16 protein-coding genes are annotated in these 20,352 nt (G+C 43.0%); 10 read left to right on the top strand and 6 right to left on the bottom strand.

Going from position 1 to position 20,352, the window contains the following annotated elements; translation table 11 throughout:
• Positions 1–43 precede the first annotated feature (43 nt).
• Entirely contained in the window at positions 44–640 is a 597-nt protein-coding gene (locus tag RsY01_RS00740) for a 3'-5' exonuclease (protein ID WP_094783655.1), read from the top strand.
• A 4-nt stretch (positions 641–644) separates the two neighbouring features.
• Here the strand turns inward: RsY01_RS00740 and RsY01_RS00735 are convergent, their stop codons facing one another.
• Positions 645–1,181 (bottom strand): TetR/AcrR family transcriptional regulator, encoded by a 537-nt coding sequence (locus RsY01_RS00735; RefSeq protein ID WP_238594926.1) that lies wholly within the window; start codon positions 1,179–1,181, stop codon positions 645–647.
• A gap of 292 nt (positions 1,182–1,473) precedes the next feature.
• Between RsY01_RS00735 and RsY01_RS00730 the strand changes: the two genes are divergently transcribed.
• Positions 1,474–3,843 carry a YhgE/Pip family protein gene (locus tag RsY01_RS00730; protein ID WP_094783654.1) on the top strand — a complete coding sequence of 790 codons (2,370 nt, stop codon included), beginning with the start codon at positions 1,474–1,476 and terminating at the stop codon, positions 3,841–3,843.
• Positions 3,844–3,859: 16 nt separating this feature from the next.
• On the opposite strand, the gene RsY01_RS00725 is transcribed toward RsY01_RS00730, so the two are convergent.
• Positions 3,860–4,672, bottom strand: a complete 813-nt coding sequence (locus tag RsY01_RS00725) for an HAD family hydrolase (RefSeq protein WP_094783653.1) — start codon at positions 4,670–4,672, stop codon at positions 3,860–3,862.
• A 276-nt stretch (positions 4,673–4,948) separates the two neighbouring features.
• Here RsY01_RS00725 and RsY01_RS00720 point away from each other — a divergent pair, with 276 nt between their 5' ends.
• The 5 genes from RsY01_RS00720 to RsY01_RS00700 all read left to right on the top strand — a co-directional run bounded on the left by RsY01_RS00720 (position 4,949) and on the right by RsY01_RS00700 (position 11,356).
• Positions 4,949–6,388 carry an NCS2 family permease gene (locus RsY01_RS00720; RefSeq protein WP_094783652.1) on the top strand — a complete coding sequence of 480 codons (1,440 nt, stop codon included), beginning with the start codon at positions 4,949–4,951 and terminating at the stop codon, positions 6,386–6,388.
• Positions 6,389–6,543: 155 nt separating this feature from the next.
• Complete coding sequence (gene ispG, locus RsY01_RS00715) at positions 6,544–7,665, top strand: flavodoxin-dependent (E)-4-hydroxy-3-methylbut-2-enyl-diphosphate synthase (protein WP_432205760.1); 1,122 nt, start codon at positions 6,544–6,546, stop codon at positions 7,663–7,665.
• 239 nt (positions 7,666–7,904) lie between these two features.
• Entirely contained in the window at positions 7,905–9,332 is a 1,428-nt protein-coding gene (gene purF / locus RsY01_RS00710) for an amidophosphoribosyltransferase (RefSeq protein ID WP_094783650.1), read from the top strand.
• A gap of 126 nt (positions 9,333–9,458) precedes the next feature.
• Positions 9,459–10,442 (top strand): aromatic acid exporter family protein, encoded by a 984-nt coding sequence (locus RsY01_RS00705; protein WP_094783649.1) that lies wholly within the window; start codon positions 9,459–9,461, stop codon positions 10,440–10,442.
• 5 nt (positions 10,443–10,447) lie between these two features.
• The gene (locus RsY01_RS00700; RefSeq protein WP_094783648.1) at positions 10,448–11,356 is read left to right on the top strand and encodes a DMT family transporter; all 909 of its coding nucleotides are present in this window, start codon (positions 10,448–10,450) and stop codon (positions 11,354–11,356) included.
• 88 nt (positions 11,357–11,444) lie between these two features.
• Here the strand turns inward: RsY01_RS00700 and queA are convergent, their stop codons facing one another.
• A complete protein-coding gene (gene queA / locus RsY01_RS00695) occupies positions 11,445–12,476 on the bottom strand; it encodes a tRNA preQ1(34) S-adenosylmethionine ribosyltransferase-isomerase QueA (protein ID WP_094783647.1) in 1,032 nt (343 codons plus the stop codon).
• Between the two features lie 217 nt (positions 12,477–12,693).
• On the opposite strand from queA, the gene RsY01_RS00690 reads away from it, so the two are divergent.
• The gene (locus tag RsY01_RS00690) at positions 12,694–13,398 is read left to right on the top strand and encodes a glucosamine-6-phosphate deaminase (RefSeq protein ID WP_094783646.1); all 705 of its coding nucleotides are present in this window, start codon (positions 12,694–12,696) and stop codon (positions 13,396–13,398) included.
• Between the two features lie 107 nt (positions 13,399–13,505).
• Here the strand turns inward: RsY01_RS00690 and RsY01_RS00685 are convergent, their stop codons facing one another.
• The 3 genes from RsY01_RS00685 to RsY01_RS00675 all read right to left on the bottom strand — a co-directional run bounded on the left by RsY01_RS00685 (position 13,506) and on the right by RsY01_RS00675 (position 17,665).
• On the bottom strand, positions 13,506–14,246 hold the full coding sequence (locus RsY01_RS00685) for an amino acid ABC transporter ATP-binding protein (protein WP_094783645.1): 741 nt from the start codon (positions 14,244–14,246) through the stop codon (positions 13,506–13,508).
• Positions 14,246–16,381 carry an ABC transporter substrate-binding protein/permease gene (locus RsY01_RS00680; RefSeq protein WP_094783644.1) on the bottom strand — a complete coding sequence of 712 codons (2,136 nt, stop codon included), beginning with the start codon at positions 16,379–16,381 and terminating at the stop codon, positions 14,246–14,248. The genes RsY01_RS00685 and RsY01_RS00680 overlap by 1 nt, the downstream gene beginning before the upstream one ends.
• 195 nt (positions 16,382–16,576) lie before the next feature.
• A complete protein-coding gene (locus tag RsY01_RS00675; RefSeq protein ID WP_094783643.1) occupies positions 16,577–17,665 on the bottom strand; it encodes a M24 family metallopeptidase in 1,089 nt (362 codons plus the stop codon).
• Between the two features lie 305 nt (positions 17,666–17,970).
• Between RsY01_RS00675 and ccpA the strand changes: the two genes are divergently transcribed.
• Both ccpA and RsY01_RS00665 read left to right on the top strand, forming a co-directional pair.
• The gene (gene ccpA / locus RsY01_RS00670; RefSeq protein WP_094783642.1) at positions 17,971–18,969 is read left to right on the top strand and encodes a catabolite control protein A; all 999 of its coding nucleotides are present in this window, start codon (positions 17,971–17,973) and stop codon (positions 18,967–18,969) included.
• Positions 18,970–19,093: 124 nt separating this feature from the next.
• Entirely contained in the window at positions 19,094–20,251 is a 1,158-nt protein-coding gene (locus RsY01_RS00665; protein ID WP_094783641.1) for an MFS transporter, read from the top strand.
• Positions 20,252–20,352 lie beyond the last annotated feature (101 nt).

The raw sequence follows: 20,352 nt of genomic DNA, 5'->3' as shown, positions 1-20,352 counted from the left end.
TGAACGAGCGCAGATGACTGCTCAAAAGAGGAGACAGGTAAAAATGGAAAGTTTAGACAGATACGTCGCATTTGATTTGGAGTTTAACACGGTAGATGATGTCGAACATCTGATTCAGGTGTCGGCTGTTCGGTTTGAAAATGGCGCAGAAACGGCAGATTTCGATGCTTTTGTTTACTCGGATGTGCCACTGAACTCTTTTGTTGTCGGCTTGACAGGTATCACGCAAGAAAAGGTTTTGACAGCGGCTAAAGCAGAAACCGTCTTGAAAGAGTTGCAAGCTTTCATTGGCGACTTGCCCGTTATCGGCTATAATGCCAATAAATCTGACCTGCCGATATTACTCGCGAATGGTCTCGATTTAACCGATGCTTATGCTTTAGACGTCTATGAAATCGCTGATACCATGCGGGATAATAAACTGCATGGTATGAAGAACTTCCAGTTAAAATCTTTAGCGGAATTTTTCCATGTCGCAGAGAAAAATGCCCATAATGCCTTGGCGGATGCCAGGATGACGGCGCGTGTCTATGAAGCGATGAAAGACACGCAGGAGGCGGAAAAACTGCTGGGCAAGCAAAATGAAAAAGAGATTAACGCTGATGATAATCCCTTTGCTGGTCTGGCTGGTTTATTTTAAAGACTTAGAAATGTCCAACAATCGCAAGCAAGGTGTCCGTGATTTCTCGCGGACTTTCTTTTTTCCCACGCTTGATCCAGAGCTGCACCATACCAAAAATCGCATGAGCTGAATAAGTGGTTTGATAGTCAATCCTAACTTTATCAAGGGTTTGACGCCCTAAATGTGGAGAAATAACGGTTTTGAGCAAGGCTTTAAATTTTTGTCGCAGGTAGATATGGATCTCCCGAGTGCCATTTTCAGAAAGCAAAGCTGATAAGACCGAATCTTGATAGAGGAAATCGAAAATTTCAAAAATCGCATTGTGAATATCCGTGCCATTTTCGTCAAAAATTGCCTCGATTTTGGCGAAAAAGACGCGTTGATATTGGTCGATCATTTCATATTTATCTTGGTAATGGGTGTAAAAGCTGGAGCGACTGATGCCCGCACGTTTGACTAATTCTGTCGTTGTGATTTGGTCAAACGTTTTTTCTTTGAGTAAGTCGCTCATCGCCATCTCAATGGCACAGCGCGTTTTGGTAATGCGTCTATCAGTCATATTGAAACCCTTTTTTCTATTTTTAGAACAATCTTGTACATAGTGTCCATTTTTTGGGATTAGATACTTGCTATCTCATCTACAAGTATTATAATAAAAAAGGTAAAGAAAGACAAGGTGTCCAAAAAATCAAGATACTGAAAGCGGTACGACCTAGTCGTAAACTTCTGTAGAAAAATAGGATTTTTCGAAACGCCTGCGCTTGCGCAGGTTCGGAAAATGTCTTTTTGCCTAAGAAGTTAGCTAGAAGTCCAATTAAGATAAAAAACGAAACTCATTAAAGGAGATAGACATGATCAAAAAAGAATGGCAGGCAATTTTAAAAAATAAATTTTTCATTGTCGTTATTGTTGCACTGGCAACGATACCGGCACTCTATAACCTGATATTCCTCAGTTCCATGTGGGATCCCTACGGTAAAATCGCAGATTTGCCCGTTGCCGTCGTTAATAAAGATAAGTCAGCGACCATTAACGGCAAATCGGTTAATCTGGGCGACGACCTAGTTGATGAATTAGGCAAAAGTCATGATTTAGATTACCACTTTGTCAGCGATGCCACTGCCGAAAAAGGCCTGAAAGATGACAAGTATTATATGACGATTACGATTCCCAGTGATTTCTCAAAAAATGCGGGTAGTCTTGTGAGTAACAATCCGACCAATGCTATCATTCACTATCAAACCTCAGTCGGTCATAACTTTATCGCCAGCAAAATGAGCGATTCCGCCATGGAAAAGCTCAAAGCAAAAGTTTCCGAAAATATCACGAAAACTTACACCCAAACAATTTTTGAAAATCTGACACAGCTGTCAGATGGTGTGAGACAAGCAGCAGATGGCAGCGATAAGTTGGTCAATGGGAGTGGCGATTTAAAATCGGGTGCGAACCAAATCGCGACCAACTTAGACAAACTCGCATCATCAAGTCTGACCTTTAAAGACGGAGCAGACACCTTGAAAGTCGGTCTCGGTCAATACACAGCAGGTGTAGCAACTCTAGCCAACGGTGCTAATGAGCTGTCACAAGCTGTTACTAGCTACACTGATGGTGCGACACAAGTTGCGAATGGTAGCACTCAGCTGAATGGCGCAACGGCTCAGTTGTCTGAAAAACTGACTGATATTGACCAATTAGTCAACGGCACTGCAGCCTTGAACAATGGCGTGAGTGAGCTGTCTAAAGGGATGACGATAGCTCCTGAAAAACAAGAAAAAATAGATGAGCTATTAAAAGGATTAGTACCGCTTAATAATGGGATTCAAGCCTACAATCAAAGTGTTCAAAATGCAGCCATTCCAGCGAGTCTCACACAAGACTTAGTCAATATTGGAACGGCGCTTCAAAATATACAGACAGCACAAGCAACGAAACTGACGACACTTCAAGGAACAGTTGCCTATCAAAATGCTACTCCTGCTGATCAACAAACGCTTGAAAGTTTAATAACGGTTGACCCGACTGAGTTGCGTGCTCTATCAACTGCTGCGGCTGATTTACAAACACAACTGACAGCCTTGAAAAATGCACAAGATACAAGCAAAGCAATGCTTGCACTACTTGCTACCAAAAGTGATCAAGCCCTACCAGGCGCCAGTCAAGCCATCACTGATTTATCGTCAGGTTTAGCAACCGCCAAAACAGCTGTGGAGACACAACTTTTACCAGCTGCGCAACAAATCAGCGCTGGGACTGCCTTGCTCAAAGATCAATTAACATCAGGTGTCTCACAATTTAGCGCAGCGACAGCCCAATTAGACACAGGTGCGCAAACCTTAGTTAGCAATAACGCACAGCTGACAGCTGGTGCTGCCAAACTTGCGACTGGTGCCAACCAATTGAACCAAAATTCAGGTCAATTACTCAGCGGCACAGCGCAGTTATCAGATGGGTCTGGTCAGATTTCAGATGGGTCAACACAACTAGCAACAGGTGCTAATACTTTAACGACTGGTATCGGTACACTGCAAAATGGTGCCGGGACATTAGCGACAGGTCTTGGCGAAGCGAAAACAGAACTCGCTGCCAATCAGACCAAACAAGCCAATGCTGAAAAAATCGCAAGTCCGCTGAATATTACCCATTCAGACCAAGATAATTCTCCTAAAAACGGCGTTGGGATGACACCTTACATGATGTCTGTTGCCCTTTTTGTCGGTGCTGTTGCGACAAATATGATTATTGCGGGCTCAATATCAGGTGAAAAGGCGAAAAATCGTCGTGATTACATTCTTGGTAAATTGGCTGTCAATGGTGTGATTGCAGTAGGAGAGGGGGTGCTTGTCTACCTTGCTGTCCATGTCCTTGGCTTATCTGCCAATCATGAATTGGCCATGTTTGGCTTCACACTTTTGGTTGCCTTTACCTTTATGTTTATCGTGACACTCTTTAATACGTGGTTAGGGAAACCAGGTGCCTTCCTCATGCTAATTTTACTCTTGCTACAATTAGCAGCCAGCGCAGGCACTTATCCCCTTGCTTTGACCAGTCACTTCTTCCAAAAAATCAATCCTTGGATGCCAATGACTTACGCTGTCACAGGGTTCAGACAAGTGATTTCGTTAACAGGGCATATTGGCCAAGAAACAGGTATTCTCCTCGTTTTATCAGCTGTGTCAGTAGTCCTCTTAGCCTTTGTTGGCAATAAAAAAGCAAAATCTTAAGCAGATTTTGCTTTTTTTATAGGAATAGACTTTCGAGTGTTCTTGCGACGCCATCTTGGTCATTGGTGTAAGGAATCTGCTGATCAGCATGGGCAAGGAGTGTGTCGCTGGCATTAGCCATGGCATACCCAGTGCCAGCGAGTTTGAGCATTTCGATATCGTTATGCTCGTCGCCAAAGGCAATGAGGTCTGAGGTGTCTTGACCGTTGAGTTTGAGTAAATGTTTAAGTGCTGAGGCTTTGCTGACACCTTTAGGCACGACTTCTAAAATACCATTTTGACCGCCCCAAGCGCTAACGCTGACCTGATTGCTGAAATAATCGTCGATGTGCTGCGCTAACTGCAATTTATCAGCAAAGCGCGTCTGAAGTAGGATGGCATTGGGATCGTCATCCAGTTTTTCCATTCGCATCTGATGATAGGGTTCAAAGTTGCTGATACCAAACAGGCTAGGACTCGCATGTTTAAAAGAATTGATAAAGAATTTGCGACGAAATTCTGCGGCTAGAAAATCCAGTTTAAAAGCCTGTTGCTTTTTAATCAAGTCAAAAACGAGGGATTTATCGATGTGCTTAGAGACTGCGTGCTCCCAGTGTTGCCCGGGAATGGTGGTCATGGCTCCATTGAAATTAATCATCGGTGTTTCGAGGTGCAAGTCGTTGTAGATTTGAATTGCCATACGATAAGGACGTCCTGTCGCAATGACGATTTGATGGCCCTCTTTTCGGACGGATTGGAAGATATTTTTGGTGTAATCTGAGATAGACACACCGTCGGATTGCAAGGTTGTCCCATCGAGGTCAATCGCAATCATTTTTTTGTTTGTCATGTGTTGATTTTGCGTGTGTTTGTCTTAAACTGAACGCAAGCCTTTCTAGTGTTGGTTTAACTATTCTATATTTAGTATAACATTTTTCGGAATGAACGCGAATTTTTACGAACCTTTTTCAGAAATCAGTCCCATGCTTAAAGATATCTCTAAAAATCCGAACATTCCATGAGGAAAGTCGGTTAATTCTGTCACTATCTCTTGAAAGTAGGTATCTCATCCATTAGAATAGGTAAGTATTGATCATTTATTATTTATTTATGGAAGAAGGATATTATGGATAAGTTTTTTAAACTTACAGAGAGCGGCACAACAGTCAGTCGCGAGATTATGGCAGGTTTGACAACATTTTTTGCCATGAGTTATATTTTGTTTGTCAATCCAGACATGCTATCGAAAACAGGCATGCCTTATCAAGCTGTTTTCCTAGCGACAATCATTGCCTCAGTCATTGGGACATTGATTATGGGACTTTTTGCCAATGTGCCCTACGCACAAGCGCCCGGTATGGGGCTGAACGCTTTCTTTACGTTTACAGTCGTTTTTGGCCTTGGTTACTCTTGGCAAGAAGCGCTTGCCATGGTTTTCATTTGTGGGATTATTAATATCCTGATTACGGTGACGAAAATCCGTAAAATGATTATCAAAGCCATTCCTGAAAGTATTCAACATGCAATCGGTGGCGGTATCGGAATTTTCATTGCTTATATCGGGATTAAAAATGCGGGTCTTTTGAAATTTACACTTGACCCAGGGACGTATACAGTCCTTGGTAAAGGTGCAGATAAAGGCACAGCAACGATTGAAGGTGCGGCATCTGCTGTGCCAGCCTTGGTCAATTTTACGCAACCAGCCGTTTTGGTTGCCCTAGTTGGGATTGTTATCACGGCGATTTTAGTTGTCAAAAATGTCAAAGGTGCGATTTTGATTTCAATCGTCGCAACAACCATTATCGCAATTTTTGCAGGTGTGGTTGACTTGAGTGCGATTGACTTCAAAGGGAATTCACTGGGTTCAGCTTTTAAAGAATTAGGTCAAACTTTCGGTGCTGCTTTTAGCCAGAAAGGTATGGGATCACTGTTTACAGATTCAGCTAAAATTCCACAGGTTTTGATGACAATTTTAGCTTTCTCATTGTCAGATACTTTTGATACGATTGGGACATTTATCGGAACAGGTCGTCGTTCAGGCATCTTCTCAGCAGAAGACGAAAAATCACTCGAAGAAGGGTCTGGTTTCTCATCTAAAATGGATAAAGCTTTGTTTGCGGATGCGACAGCAACCTCTATCGGTGCGATTTTCGGAACGTCTAACACAACGACTTATGTGGAATCAGCAGCAGGTATTGGTGCTGGTGGTCGGACTGGTCTGACATCTGTTGTCACAGCCATCTGTTTCCTCTTGTCATCAGTCTTACTCCCATTCATCTCAATCGTGCCGAGTGCCGCAACAGCACCTGTCTTAATCATTGTCGGTGTGATGATGCTTGGCTCATTTAAAGACATCAACTGGACAGATTTGGAAGAAGCGATTCCAGCTTTCTTTGCGTCAATTTTTATGGGATTTGCTTACAGCATTTCTTACGGTATCGCCGCAGGTTTCATTTTCTTCGCCATCACAAAAGTTGTGACAGGTAAAGCCAAAGAAGTTAGCCCAATCATCTGGGTGGTCAACTTCTTGTTCATTCTTAATTTTATTATCTTAGCAGTCATCTAATGTCGTTTAGGTAGAGTTGCGCATTTCGCAAAGTCTTACTAGATTGTGACAAAAACTTAAAGCGTTCGTAAACTATTACGGCGTTTTTTTGATATAATTTATAGGGTAAGAATGTTATACTTGAACGTGTATTAAGAAAGAAAGTAGGTCAGATTTTGACTTTAACACATAGAAGAAAGACCCGCGCTGTCAAGGTTGGTGATGGACCAAATGCTGTCATCATTGGCGGGCGCAACAAAGTGATTTTACAGTCCATGTGTACGACAAAAACGCAGGATGTCGCAGCGACGGTTGAGCAGATTAATCAGCTGGAAGAAGCGGGCTGTCAATTAGTCCGTGTGGCTGTGCCGGATATGGCGGCAGCGCTTGCGATTAAAGAGATTAAAGCTCAGATTAATATTCCTTTGGTCGCTGATATTCATTTTGATTACCGTTTGGCTTTGCAGGCAATCGAGTCAGGTGTCGATAAAATTCGGATTAATCCGGGAAATATCGGGCGTAAAGACCGTGTAGCCAAGGTTGTTGAGGCTTGTAAGGCGCACAATATTCCGATTCGTATCGGGGTCAATGCTGGCTCGCTCGAAAAGAAATTTTTGCAAAAATATGGCTATCCAACTGCCCAAGGCATGTTGGAGTCAGCGATTGAACATGTCGAAATCCTAGAAGAATTGGATTTCCATGACATCATCATCTCGATGAAAGCGTCTAACGTTGAATTGGCACTTGATGCCTATAAATTAGCAGCTGAGCGTTTTGATTACCCCCTTCATCTCGGCATTACAGAGGCAGGACCATTATTTTCTGGTTCGGTTAAATCAGCAGCGGGTATGGGCGCACTCTTGTCTCTCGGAATTGGTGATACGATGCGGATTTCTCTGTCAGCTGACCCACGTGAGGAGATTAAGGTTGGTCGTGAAGTCATCAAGTCATTTGGTTTGATTGACAATGCCGCGACGCTTGTCTCATGTCCAACTTGTGGTCGGATTGAGATTGATTTAATTCCGATTGCCCAAGAGCTGGAAGCCTATATCGCTAACATCAAGGCACCGATTACGGTTGCCATTCTTGGCTGTGGGGTCAATGGGCCTGGTGAAGCGCGTGAAGCGGACATCGGTCTTGCAGGCGGTGCAGGGAAAGGCATGCTCTTTAAAAAAGGGAAAATCATCAAGACAGTCGATGAAGCAGTCATGCTAGAAGAATTTAAAGCTGAGATTGATGCCATGTACAAACTTTATCAAGAAACTGGTAAATTGCATGCCGATGCAATAGAAGATTAATCAATCAAAACTAATGTCAAATGCTAGGCATTAGTTTTTTTGTGCCATTTGCAACACTCGAAACAAAAAAATGAGTAAAAACCGAACGATTAATCAGGGTTTTCTCCTAAATCAAAGGAATTTACTATATTTTGCCGTGTAATCAGTGTAAAATAAAGGTCATGAGAGGTTTCTAAAGTCGTGTTGCGTCACTTAACAGACAGCTAGAAATCACAGAAAAATTTAAAGAATGGTGCAAAATGACTTACGACGTAAAATCACTTAACGAAGAATGTGGGCTATTTGGTGTTTGGGGGCATCCTGAAGCTGCCAGGCTAACTTATTTTGGCTTACACGCCCTGCAACATCGGGGGCAAGAAGGCGCTGGCATCGTGTCAAATGACAAAGGGAAACTTAAAGGTCACCGTGATTTAGGGCTTTTGTCAGAAGTTTTCAGAGATGAAAAGCATCTCGAGAAATTAACAGGTCAAGCAGCCATTGGTCATGTCCGCTATGCGACAGCAGGTTCGGCATCGATTGATAATGTGCAACCGTTTCTTTTTAATTTCTATGATGGTCAGCTTGGCCTTTGTCATAATGGCAATCTGACCAATACCCGAACATTAAAACATGAACTGGAATCAAAAGGGGCGATTTTCCATAGTAACTCAGACACGGAAATTCTCATGCATCTCATTCGCCGTGGCTACTCGACTAATCTCATGGATAATGTCAAATCTGCGCTTAACACGGTCAAAGGTGGTTTTGCTTATCTCTTGATGACAGACGATAAAATCATCGCCGCCCTTGATCCTAATGGCTTTCGGCCGCTTTCAATCGGTCAGCTGACCCATGGCGCCTACGTCATTGCCAGTGAAACTTGCGCCTTGGACGTCGTTGGCGCAACCTTTGTTCAGGATGTCCTGCCGGGTCAAGTCGTGACGATTGACGATAAAGGCGTGCATGTCGATACCTATACGACTGATGTTGACATGAAAATTTGTAGCATGGAGTTTATCTATTTTGCGCGTCCTGATAGTAATATCAATGGTGTCAACATTCACACAGCGAGAAAAAATATGGGGCGTCTCTTAGCCAAAGAAAATCCACAGATTGAAGCGGATATTGTCGTAGGTGTGCCCAATTCTTCTTTATCAGCCGCCTCAGGTTTTGCGGAAGAATCTGGACTGCCTTACGAAATGGGCTTGGTCAAAAATCAGTATATTCAACGGACATTTATCCAACCGACACAAGAATTGCGAGAGCAAGGCGTGCGAATGAAACTCTCAGGCGTTCGCAGTGTCGTTGCTGGCAAACGTGTCGTCATGGTCGATGACTCCATCGTGCGTGGCACGACATCTAAACGGATTGTTAAGCTCCTCAAAGAGGCGGGCGCAGCAGAAGTCCATGTTGTCATCGCCAGTCCGCCCCTTGCCTATCCGTGTTTCTATGGCATTGACATCCAAACTCGCAAGGAATTGATAGCAGCCAACCATTCAGTTGAAGAAATCAATGAAATCATCGGTTCAGATAGTCTTCATTTCTTATCGATAGATGGCTTGAAAGCCGCTATCGGTCTAGGCGACCAAATCTGCACCTCTTATTTTGATGGCATCTATCCGACCCCGCTTTATGATTATGAGGATGATTATAACCTCGGGTTGAAAGAAAAAGTCTCCTTTTATTAAGCTGGGAAATGCAGTCTGACACCACGTTCGGACTGCATTTTTAGTATCTAGAGACTTGTAGACCTAGAAAGCCATCGCCGAGTGCAATTTGAACAAGTCGTGAAAAGGGTTGTGTTATAATAAGCTATGAAGATTTTACCAAAAGGCTTTAAGATTGGGGCACGGACAGTTAAGACAGTCATTGCGGCTAGTCTAGCCATTATCATCGCCAATTTACTCCATCTGGAATACGCCACAGCGGCTGGTATCATTGCGATTTTGAGCGTTGGTAATACTAAAAAATCAACCTTTAAAAGTGGCAAAAATCGCCTGCTCAATTTTTTAGTTGCTATGGTTTTGTCAGTGATTTTGTTTTCGATTTTTGGACACTCTGTCTGGGTATTTGGTGTTTTCTTGTTGCTGTTTATCCCTTATTCAGCAGCTTGCGGCATGTCAGAAGGGATTGCGCCCAATGCCGTTCTCGTCACGCATCTTTTGATTGCCACGCAACTCACACCACAGCTTTTGCTCAATGAATTTCTCCTAAATTTTATCGCTATTTCACTGGCTTTTATCGTCAACCTCAAGATGCCCAATTTTCAGGCAGAATTGTCAGAACGAGAGAAGCGCGTGGAGCACCATTTTCGAGATTTGTTCAAGCGCTTGAGTTTTATCATGGCCAAACAATCTGAGCAGGCGCATTTTTTACACAAGGTAGAAGATTTGGAGCAGTATATTTCGGAGAGTTTAGCCTTAGCGAGAACGCACATGGATAACCGATTTGGCGATGGGGCGGGGGCAAGTTATGACTACTTTGCCATGCGTGCCACGCAAGTCGAAATTTTCCATGAAATCGCAGAGATTTTATTACAGATTGAAATCACTGTTCAAAAAGACCAATTGACCGCTTTAGCTCAACTCTTTAAAACAATTGGCAAAAATTACGCCAAAGAAAATGACGGGCAAGCCCTCATGCAACAAGTCAAGGAGACGTTAGAAACTTATCGGGCGAGTGAATTGCCTAAAACGAGAGAAGAGTTTGAAGCGCGGGCTAGACTTTTCCAAATTTTACAGCTCATTCAGACCTTTATCCAAATCAAACGCGATTATGTGCTAGAAAGCGAAAGCTGAGTACCATGACTAAAAAACAACTTGAATCTTGTTTGCTGCTAATGTTGACAGCATTCATTTGGGGCATTGCCTTTGTCGCCCAAAAGGTTGGTACGACTGATGTCGGGCCGTTGACCTTTAGTGCTAGCCGCTATTTTTTAGGCGGTCTTGCCGTCTTACCTTGTGCTTATTTTTTCGCAGATAAAAAGCTGACCAAGGCAAAGCTAAAAACGACGCTAGTAGCTGGTGCTTTTTGCGGCGTCCTCTTATTTGTTGCCAGTTTCCTCCAGCAAATCGGCATTCAGTACACGACCGTTGGGAAGGCTGGTTTCATCACCACACTTTACATCATCATCATTCCCTTGATTGGCTTAGGCTTTAAGAAGAAAGTCAGCGCACGCATTTGGCTGAGCGTGGGCGTTGCCCTTCTCGGCATGTACTTGCTCTGTCTGACAGGTGGCAACTTTACCCTACAAAGCGGTGATTTCTATGTCTTCTTTTGCGCCATTGGCTTTGCTTGTCAAATCCTCTTCATCGACTATTATCTACCGAAAGTCGAGCCGATTTATTTCGCCATGACCCAGTTTTTTGCGGCAGCGCTGATTTCGCTTATCCTGTTGCCCTTTTTTGAACCGCTTGCGTTGACTGGAATTATCTCAGCTAGGGTTTCCATCTTATATGCAGGCTTGGTCTCAGCAGGTATCGGCTATACACTGCAGATTATTGCCCAGAAGCACGTTAAACCCGTCGTCGCCTCCATGATTATGAGTCTAGAAGCTGTCTTTTCACTTCTCGCGGGCTTTGTCATCCTCGGCGATCGCTTGTCTAGTCGGGAACTCATCGGCTGTGCCCTCGTTTTTGTGGCGATTATCCTAGCCCAGCTGCCGACCAAGTCGGCCAATGCCCAGGCAGACATCAAATCAGAGCTATCTTGATAGCAAGGATAGAAAAAAACACCGCTATCCAAGCTAGCGTAATCGCAGAACTGAGATAGAGGTGTTTATAGTTAGTGGAAAAATTGACTTATTTGACAAACATGGCATCACCAAAGCTAAAGAAGCGATAGTGTTCATCAATGGCGTGTTGGTAAGCTGCTAGGACAAAGTCACGACCAGCAAAAGCAGAAACGAGCATGACTAAAGTCGACTTAGGCAAGTGGAAATTAGTCGAAAAAGCGTCAACAACTTGGAATTTGTAGCCAGGTTTGATGAAAATAGTCGTCCAGTCGCTATCGGCTTGCACTTTGCCACCAAATTTTTGGGCAACGGATTCAAGCGTTCGAATTGATGTCGTCCCAACGGCAATCACACGTTTCCCCGCAGCTTTTGTGGCAGTGATAACATCAGCGGTTTCCTCAGGCAGGATATAAAATTCGCTGTGCATCTCATGTTCTTCAATGTTATCAACGCTGACAGGACGAAAAGTACCAAGCCCAACATGTAAAGTCACCCAAGCAATGTTCACGCCTTTTGCCTTGATCTGAGCCAAGAGGTCATCGGTAAAATGAAGACCAGCTGTTGGTGCAGCTGCTGAACCATTTTCTTTAGCGTAAACGGTCTGATAGCGCCCTTGATCCTTGAGTTTCTCATGGATATAAGGCGGAAGCGGCATTTCGCCCAGACTTTCGAGGACTTCGAGGAAAATCCCCTCGTAATTAAACGTCACAATCCGACCACCGTGATCTAGGCTATCGTCAACTACCCTTGCTGTCAAACGACCATCGCCAAATGAAATGACAGTCCCATTTTTCAGCTTCTTAGCGGGTTTCGCAAGCACTTCCCAAGTATCATCGACGGTATTTTTCAGGAGGAGAAGCTCGATATGACCGCCTGTGTCGGCCTTTTGCCCATGGAGGCGGGCGGGGAGGACGCGTGTATTATTGAGTACCAGTGTATCACCGGCCTCTAACTCGTCGATAATGTCATAAAAATGTTGATCGGTCATCGTTTGTGTCGCTTTGTCAATGACGAGCAAGCGACTTTCAGAGCGCTTTTCAAGAGGTGTTTGGGCAATCAGTGCTTCGGGTAAGTCAAAATTAAAATCTTCTATATTCATAAAATAAATTATATCACTTTTAAGATGTAAATGCTTGACAAATTAAGGCAATCGGTATATAATTGGTCTATACCAATAAAATAATTTATCTAACTGAGTTTCGGCTCCTTGAGACTAGGAAAAAAGATAAAAGTGCGCAGGACCTTCGTTCGCTTACGCCTTTTCCTATTTTTCATCGTCTCAAAGCAGTCGCCTCAACATCTTATAGGAGAAGACCATGAAAATCATTAAAGTTAAAGATCAACTTGAAGGGGCTAAAGTCGGCCTTGACATCTTGAAAGAACAAATCGCAGCAGGTGCGCAAACATTTGGCTTGGCAACAGGTTCAACACCCGTTGAATTCTACAACCAAATCGTCAACAGCGACCTTGATTTTTCAGATAAAACATCCATTAACCTTGATGAATATGTCGGCCTTGATGGTTCTGATGAACAATCTTACCGTTACTTCATGAGCCAACATTTGTTCAATGAAAAACCATTTAAAGAAAACTTCTTACCTGATGGTAAAGCAGCAGACTTGGAAGCTGAAGCCAAACACTACGATGCCATCATCGATGCACACCCAATTGATTTCCAAATTTTGGGTATCGGTCACAACGGTCATATCGGTTTCAATGAACCAGGGACACCATTTGACAGCACCACACACGTTGTCGGCTTGACTGAAAGTACCATCAATGCTAATGCCCGTTACTTCGAGTGCGAAGCAGATGTGCCTAAAAAAGCGGTGTCTATGGGTATCGCAAGCATCATGAAAGCTAAAACAATCGTTCTCATGGCTTGGGGCGAAGGCAAATCTGAAGCCATTCAAGCCATGGTAGAAGGTGACATCACTGAAAGTATGCCAGCATCAATTCTTCAAAAACATGATGACGTTATCGTTATCGTGGACGAAGCAGCTGCTAAATTGTTGAAATAAACGAGATAAAAAATTCTGATGTTTGGTCATCAGGATTTTTTTGTATTTAACTGAGCGCAACTAAAAAATCTCCTAGCCATTTTAAATCACTAGGAAATTTTTTAAATTTAAACATTCAAAACTTTATTCAAAAAGTCTTTCAAACGTGGGTGTTGTGGCTTGTCAAAGACTTGGTCAGGTGTGCTGTCCTCTAAGATTTCACCGCCGTCGGTGAAGATGACACGGTTGGCAACCTTACGGGCAAAGCCCATTTCATGCGTGACAATCAGCATGGTCATGCCTTCCTTGGCAAGTTCCTGCATAACTTCAAGGACATCTCCCACCATTTCTGGATCGAGCGCTGAGGTTGGCTCATCAAAGAGCATGAGATCAGGATCCATGGCCAATGCGCGAGCAATTGCAACACGTTGTTTTTGACCACCAGATAGGCTTTCTGGCATGGCATCAGCCTTATCTGATAAGCCAACTTTTTCAAGCAAGTCAAGGGCTTTGGTGTGCGCTTCATCCTTGCTCATTTTCTTGAGTTCAAGTGGCGCATAGGTAATGTTATCTAGCACCGTCATATTTGGGAAAAGGTTAAACTGTTGGAAAACCATGCCGACTTCTTGGCGGACTTGGTTGAGGTCAGTTTTTTTATTGGATAAATCATAGCCATCGACGATGACTGTCCCTGATGTAATTTCTTCTAACCCGTTCAAGGTTCTCAGAAAAGTTGACTTACCAGAACCAGAAGGGCCGATGATACAGACGACATCGCCCTCATTAAAGCGCGTGGTAATGCCTTTTAAAACTTCATTATTGCCAAAAGATTTATGCAAATCAGTGACATCAATTTTTAATTTTGCCATTATTTCATATTCCTTTCAAGTCGACGTGCAAAGATGGTTAATGCGAGAATGACGACGAGATAAATCATCGCGATTAAGCCGTAAACTTTAAAGGATTGGAAGTTACGTGCCACGATAATTTTACCTGTTTGGAGCAATTCAATCAAACCGATGGCTGAGATAATCGTTGTATCTTTCAGTGAGATGATGAATTGGTTGACCAAACTAGGAATGGTAATCTTAACTGCTTGTGGAAGAATGACGCGACGCATCGTTTTAATATAAGAAATCCCGAGCGAGCGTGAGGCCTCCATTTGACCGATAGGGACAGAGTTGACACCACCACGGACGATTTCAGCGATATAGGCTGAAGCGTTGAGCGTGAGGGCGATGACACCTGCGACATAGTCGTTAAGTGGACTAGCGTGACCTGTAATTGATTCGATTAAGTTTGGGACACCATAGAAGATGAAGATAGCGAGCACCATAAGTGGGACACCACGAACAAGATCGACATAAACGCGGGTAAAGCCTTTCAGGAACTTGCTAGGCGAAACGCTAAAGAGACCGAAGACGACACCGATGAGTAAAGCTAAAACAAAGGAGACAATCGTTAAGGACAGTGTGTAGCCAAGCCCTTTAGCCAACTGTTGCCAGTTGTTTTTGATAATCCCAATCATCGTTGATTCGTCGACTTTATTATCATCAGAATCGGTATTCCCCATATATTTTTCAACGATTTTGTCATAGTCGCCGTTTGCTTTGAGTTTGGCAAGACCGGCATTGAACATGGCAAGGAGCTCAGGGTTAGTCCCTTTTTTAACGGCAAAGCCATATTCCCCGATTTTTTCAGGCGCGATAGGCGTTGCAAATTTCTTGCCTTGTAAAATCGCATATTTGACGACAGGTTCGTCGTCCATGAAAGCATCAATGGAACCCGTATTTAAACTTTCGTACATGGTATCCGCAGCATCAAAGACTTTAACCTTGTAACCATATTTGTCTTTATTTTTATCAATAAAGGCTTGAGATGCCGTGCCATTTTTGATGCCGACCGTTTTACCTTTTAAATCCTTGTAAGATTTGATGTCAGTCGTCGTGCTTTTGACGGCAAGGGTGGCATTAGCCGTGAAATAAGGATCAGAGAAATCGAAAACATTTTTACGTTCATCGGTGATTGACATGCCCGCAATCATGCCATCTGCATGACCAGCTTGGGTTTGGTCAACGGCAGTTTGGAAGCCAACGAAGTCCATACTAATGTTGAATTTCTGACTTTTAGCGATTGCCTGTAGTAAATCAACGTCAATCCCAACATATTTTTTAGATGAGTTTTGGAATTCAAATGGCGCAAAAAGCGAATCAGACGCGATGCGATAGTCAGACTTGACTGGTTTAATATCGGTATCAGCAGTTGTTGCGGTGTACTTGTCAAGAATGGCATCATAGCCACCATTGGCTTTGAGCTCTTTCAAGGCTTTGTTAAAGCCTTTGATGAGTTCTGGATGGGTGCCTTTTTTGACCGCAAAACCGTAGTCGCCAATTTTTTCGCCGGTCATATTGATTTCAAAATTTTGCCCTTGATTGATGGCATATTTGAGGACAGGTTCATCATCCATGATGGCATCAACAGCGCCAACTTTTAAACTTTCGTATAACTGAGCGCCTTCATCGTAGGTCTTAATCGTATAGCCGTATTTAGCTTTGTTTTTTGTCAGAAAATCTTGTGAGGCAGTGCCATTTTTGACGCCAACTGTTTTGCCATTGAGTTGCTTGTAGGCGGTGATTTGATTGCCTTGTTTGGTGGCAATGACGACTGATGACGCATAGTAAGAATCAGAAAAATCAAAGACTTTTTTGCGTTCGTCTGTGATTGACATCCCAGCGATTACGCCGTCTGTCTGTCCCGCATTGAGCTGATCGAGCGCTGCTTGGAAACCTGGGAAGGATTGGTCAAGTTGCCAACCATTCATCTCAGAAATTTTTTGCATCAAATCAACATCAATGCCGACGTATTTTTTATTAGCATCTTGGAACTCGAAGGGTGCATAGGTCGAGTCACTGGCTATTTTTACCACTTTTTCTTCAGCTTTGACGGCAGTAGCCGAAAACAAAGTGATGAAAACCGTGAGTAATATCAATAAATTCTTTTTCATGTTAGGTTCCCTTTCAAAATATATGCTATTTCATTTTATCATAAAAATGCGTGAAAATAAAGAACACTTTTGAGCAGATGTCAGGAAAACTGACATCTGCTGTGAATTTTATGATGGTATAAAGTTACGTCGGTGTTGCTACCATTGCCTAAAAGGGGAAAGAAAAAGCACCTTTTTGGGGTGCTTGATGTTATTTTAAAAAATTAACAAGTCTTTTGAAGTTTGCGTGAAACTTTCAGCGCCAGTTTCAGTGACATAGAGACAGTCCTCGATGCGTACGCCGACTTGATTTGGGATGTAAATACCGGGTTCAATCGAGAAGCACATGCCTTTTTCAATGGTAATATCTTCGCTACCGCCGATAGAAGGAAATTCATGCACATCCATGCCGATACCATGGCCAGTTCGGTGTGTGAAATACTCGCCATAGCCAGCTTTCGTGATGACATCGCGCGCCACCTTATCAACCTCAAAGGCAGTCACACCGGGCTTGACAAAGTCAAAAGCTGCTTGCTGTGCTTCGCGTGTTATCTCATAAATTTTCCGGTCAAAATCACTCGGTTGACCGATGGCAATCGTCCGACTGGCGTCAGAAGCATAGCCATTAGCCATGACACCCAAGTCAAAAAGCAGCAGTTTATTTTGTTGAATGGCTATCGCTTCAGGCACACCGTGAGGATTAGCCGCTCGCCCACCAGTTAATACCATGGTCTCAAAACTCATCTCAGAAATGCCCTGACGCTTCATCTCAAACTCAATTTTTGCGACCACATCCATCTCCGTCAGGTCCGGCTCAGACGCCGCAAACCGAAAACCGATGTCAAAACATCTATCCGCATACTCACCTGCGACGATCATTTTTTTGATTTCATCGTCAGATTTAATCAGGCGCATGCGGTTGATGAATGGTGTCAGATTGGCGAAAGAGAGGCCGTCAAAGACGGATTTGAGACCGTCAGATTTACTGAGAATCAGATGATCGTACTCGACTGCGATTGTTTTGATTTGGCGTCCCGCCAAATGAGCCTTGATTTTAGCCCAAGGATTCTCACTATCTGCATAACCGATGACATCAAAATTAACATGAGTCTTGGCTTTTTCAACTTCAAGCTCAGGTGTGAAAAGCAGCGGCTCCTGGTCAGGGAAAATCATCAAGCCCAAAATCCGTTCATGCGGATCCATCGCAAAACCTGTCAAATACTGAACAGTCGTTGGATTCGTGATAAAGGTCATATCCCAATTTTCTTTGCCGAGATAGGTGGCAATTTGTGTTAGTTTTGTCATATCTCTATTTTGCCACTTTGTGATAAAAATTACCAAGAAAAAATGATATAACGGTTCAAAAAATCTGATAAAGATTGAAAAAAGTTTCTGAAATACTGTTAGCGCAAGTTGTTTTTCAAGTGACAGCTACCATATATAAAGAAGACAACTTTTCATGCCGGCTGTTTTAATTAAAAATGTCTTTTTTTTTGAAAAAAAAGCTGTAAAAGTTATTGAAAACCTTTTCATAAAGTGATAGAATAGATAGGAATGAAATGAAAATATTATTTTCATGAAAAGAGACACATCAGAAGGAGTATGTAAAAATGGAAAGCGATACAATTACAATATACGACGTCGCGCGTGAAGCAGGCGTCTCGATGGCAACGGTCAGCCGTGTTGTCAATGGCAATCAAAATGTCAAAGAAACAACACGCCGTAAGGTGTTGGACGTGATCGAACGTTTGGACTACCGACCAAATGCAGTGGCTCGTGGTCTGGCTTCTAAAAAAACAACAACGGTTGGCGTGGTGATACCCGACATTGCCAACAGTTATTTTGCGAGTTTGGCGCGTGGGATTGATGATATCGCGACCATGTATAAATATAATATCGTCATCGCGAACTCGGATGGCGAAAATGGTAAGGAAATTAACGTGGTCAACACGTTGCTAGCGAAGCAAGTCGACGGTCTGGTCTTTCTCGCACATAATCTGTCTGATAAAATCCGTGCTGAATTTTCACGGACACGTACACCAATCGTCTTGGCAGGTGCGGTTGATCCTGAAGATCAAATTCCATCTGTGAATATCGACTACACACAAGCGACTAAGGAAGTGACGCTAGAGCTTGCCAAGCACAATCAAAAAATTGCGTTGGTTGCGGGTCCAATGGTCAATGCCGTTAATGGTAAGGAACGTTTGGTCGGCTATCAAGCAGGTCTGGCTGAGGCTGGACTGACTTTCTCAGAAGGTCTTGTGTTCGAAACGACTTATAGCTACACGGCTGGGTTGAAATTGGCGGAACGGGTCAAAGCATCTGGCGCGACTGCCGCTGTCGTAACGGATGATGAAGTCGCTGTTGGCTTGCTAAATGGCTTGGTTAACAGTGGTGTCAGTGTACCAGAAGAGTTTGAAATCATTACAGCCAATAACTCAGTCATCACAGAATTTACACGTCCGACACTTTCATCTATCGAGCAACCCCTCTATGACTTGGGTGCTGTGTCAATGCGTCTCTTGACTAAAATGATGAACAAAGAAGAGGTCGAAGGCAAGCGCGTGATTTTACCACACGGCTTTGTCAAACGTGGTTCTAGCAAATAATGTAAGAAGAAGTTGTAGGCGAAGGTCTACAACTTTTTTTATATCTTTCTTGAAAGAAGAATAAGGCCGGCTCATGTTATAATGAGGAAAGGTATTCATAAACATTAGATTGACAGAGGTTACGATGTCTAAAAAAGTCACACTTTCGACACTGGTCGTTTTAAATTTTATTATCTATATTTCTCTAGGGTTGCCAGATTCTATTCTCGGAAGTGCTTGGCCAAGCATGCGCCAGAGCTATGCTATGGGCGCTAGTCAAGTCAGCTATCTGACAACGATGATGCTGCTCTTTTCCTTTTTGTCCAGCATGCTCTATACCAAAATCGCCAACTATGTAACGGTCGCACAAGTCATTTTGATGAGTATGGTTTGTGTCATTATCGGCCTAATTTTAATGGTCGTGACATCCAATCCGATTGTTCTTTTCTTATCCACACCCTTTATGGGCATCGGACAAGGTGCGATTGATGTGACGGTCAATCACTTTGCCGCCAAACATTTACCCAGCTCACTCATGAGCCTGCTACATGGTTGTTATGGCGTCGGTGTCAGTCTGAGCGCTGCGATTTTAACGTTTTTTCTTTCGAGTTTTGCAAGTTGGCAATTTGCGATTGGCACTATTGCGATACTTGAAATTTTGATTTTGCTGCTGATTTTTGCTTATCGCAGTCACTTTGCTGAACGAGATAATACTGGCTCTGATGGTAAGGAAAAGTCTGATTCTGTTTCAAATCAGACATTTAAACTCAGTCATCTGATTAATCCCATCTTTTATTTCTTTTATGCCCTAGAAGCGGTCATGGGGATTTTTTTAGCGACCTACTATGTCGAAAATTTTCAGGTCAGGAGTGCGCAGGCGGCATTTTATACGACACTATTTTGGTTAGGACTGATGGTTGGCCGATTTGTGACAGGCGCACTCACGCGCTTTATGGCAGATAAAACGATTATCTACAGCCACTTGGGGCTATTGTTGTTGACGAGTTTGACACTCTTTTTACCACCCGGTTTTTATACCATGGCAACAGTCTTTTTGATAGGGCTTGCGATGGCGCCACTTTATCCGCTGATGATGATGTTACCCAATCAAATGTACCCAGAGCCGATTGCTAAAAAGGTGATTTCATATAATGTCGGATTTTGTCTGCTCGGTATTCTCGTTTTCCCCTTACTATTTGGTATCCTATTTAAAATCATGAGTTTTAGCATTTTTCCAAGTTTAATTCTTGTGATGACAGGCATGCTATCTGGTTTAGTTCTCTGGATTTTTAAACAAATTTAAAAATAGCCTTGGCTGGCTATTTTTTTTGACAACCTATTTTGTTTTTTATCTCAATAGTGCTATAATCTATTTAGAGTTAAAACGAAATAGAAAGGAAGTGT

The organism is Pseudolactococcus reticulitermitis (assembly GCF_002260845.1).
In the GTDB taxonomy this organism is placed as follows: domain Bacteria; phylum Bacillota; class Bacilli; order Lactobacillales; family Streptococcaceae; genus Pseudolactococcus; species Pseudolactococcus reticulitermitis.
Note: the sequence above shows the minus strand (reverse complement) of the source record. Positions and strands in the feature narration are given on the sequence as shown.

Excerpts from the sequence above, each read along its gene's own strand:
- RsY01_RS00740 (WP_094783655.1), top strand. The coding sequence starts at position 44 with ATGGAAAGTTTAGACAGATACGTCGCATTTGATTTGGAGTTTAACACG.
- RsY01_RS00735 (WP_238594926.1), bottom strand. The coding sequence starts at position 1,181 with ATGACTGATAGACGCATTACCAAAACGCGCTGTGCCATTGAGATGGCG.
- RsY01_RS00730 (WP_094783654.1), top strand. The coding sequence starts at position 1,474 with ATGATCAAAAAAGAATGGCAGGCAATTTTAAAAAATAAATTTTTCATT.
- RsY01_RS00725 (WP_094783653.1), bottom strand. The coding sequence starts at position 4,672 with ATGACAAACAAAAAAATGATTGCGATTGACCTCGATGGGACAACCTTG.
- RsY01_RS00720 (WP_094783652.1), top strand. The coding sequence starts at position 4,949 with ATGGATAAGTTTTTTAAACTTACAGAGAGCGGCACAACAGTCAGTCGC.
- purF (WP_094783650.1), top strand. The coding sequence starts at position 7,905 with ATGACTTACGACGTAAAATCACTTAACGAAGAATGTGGGCTATTTGGT.
- RsY01_RS00705 (WP_094783649.1), top strand. The coding sequence starts at position 9,459 with ATGAAGATTTTACCAAAAGGCTTTAAGATTGGGGCACGGACAGTTAAG.
- RsY01_RS00700 (WP_094783648.1), top strand. The coding sequence starts at position 10,448 with ATGACTAAAAAACAACTTGAATCTTGTTTGCTGCTAATGTTGACAGCA.
- queA (WP_094783647.1), bottom strand. The coding sequence starts at position 12,476 with ATGAATATAGAAGATTTTAATTTTGACTTACCCGAAGCACTGATTGCC.
- RsY01_RS00690 (WP_094783646.1), top strand. The coding sequence starts at position 12,694 with ATGAAAATCATTAAAGTTAAAGATCAACTTGAAGGGGCTAAAGTCGGC.
- RsY01_RS00685 (WP_094783645.1), bottom strand. The coding sequence starts at position 14,246 with ATGGCAAAATTAAAAATTGATGTCACTGATTTGCATAAATCTTTTGGC.
- RsY01_RS00680 (WP_094783644.1), bottom strand. The coding sequence starts at position 16,381 with ATGAAAAAGAATTTATTGATATTACTCACGGTTTTCATCACTTTGTTT.
- RsY01_RS00675 (WP_094783643.1), bottom strand. The coding sequence starts at position 17,665 with ATGACAAAACTAACACAAATTGCCACCTATCTCGGCAAAGAAAATTGG.
- ccpA (WP_094783642.1), top strand. The coding sequence starts at position 17,971 with ATGGAAAGCGATACAATTACAATATACGACGTCGCGCGTGAAGCAGGC.
- RsY01_RS00665 (WP_094783641.1), top strand. The coding sequence starts at position 19,094 with ATGTCTAAAAAAGTCACACTTTCGACACTGGTCGTTTTAAATTTTATT.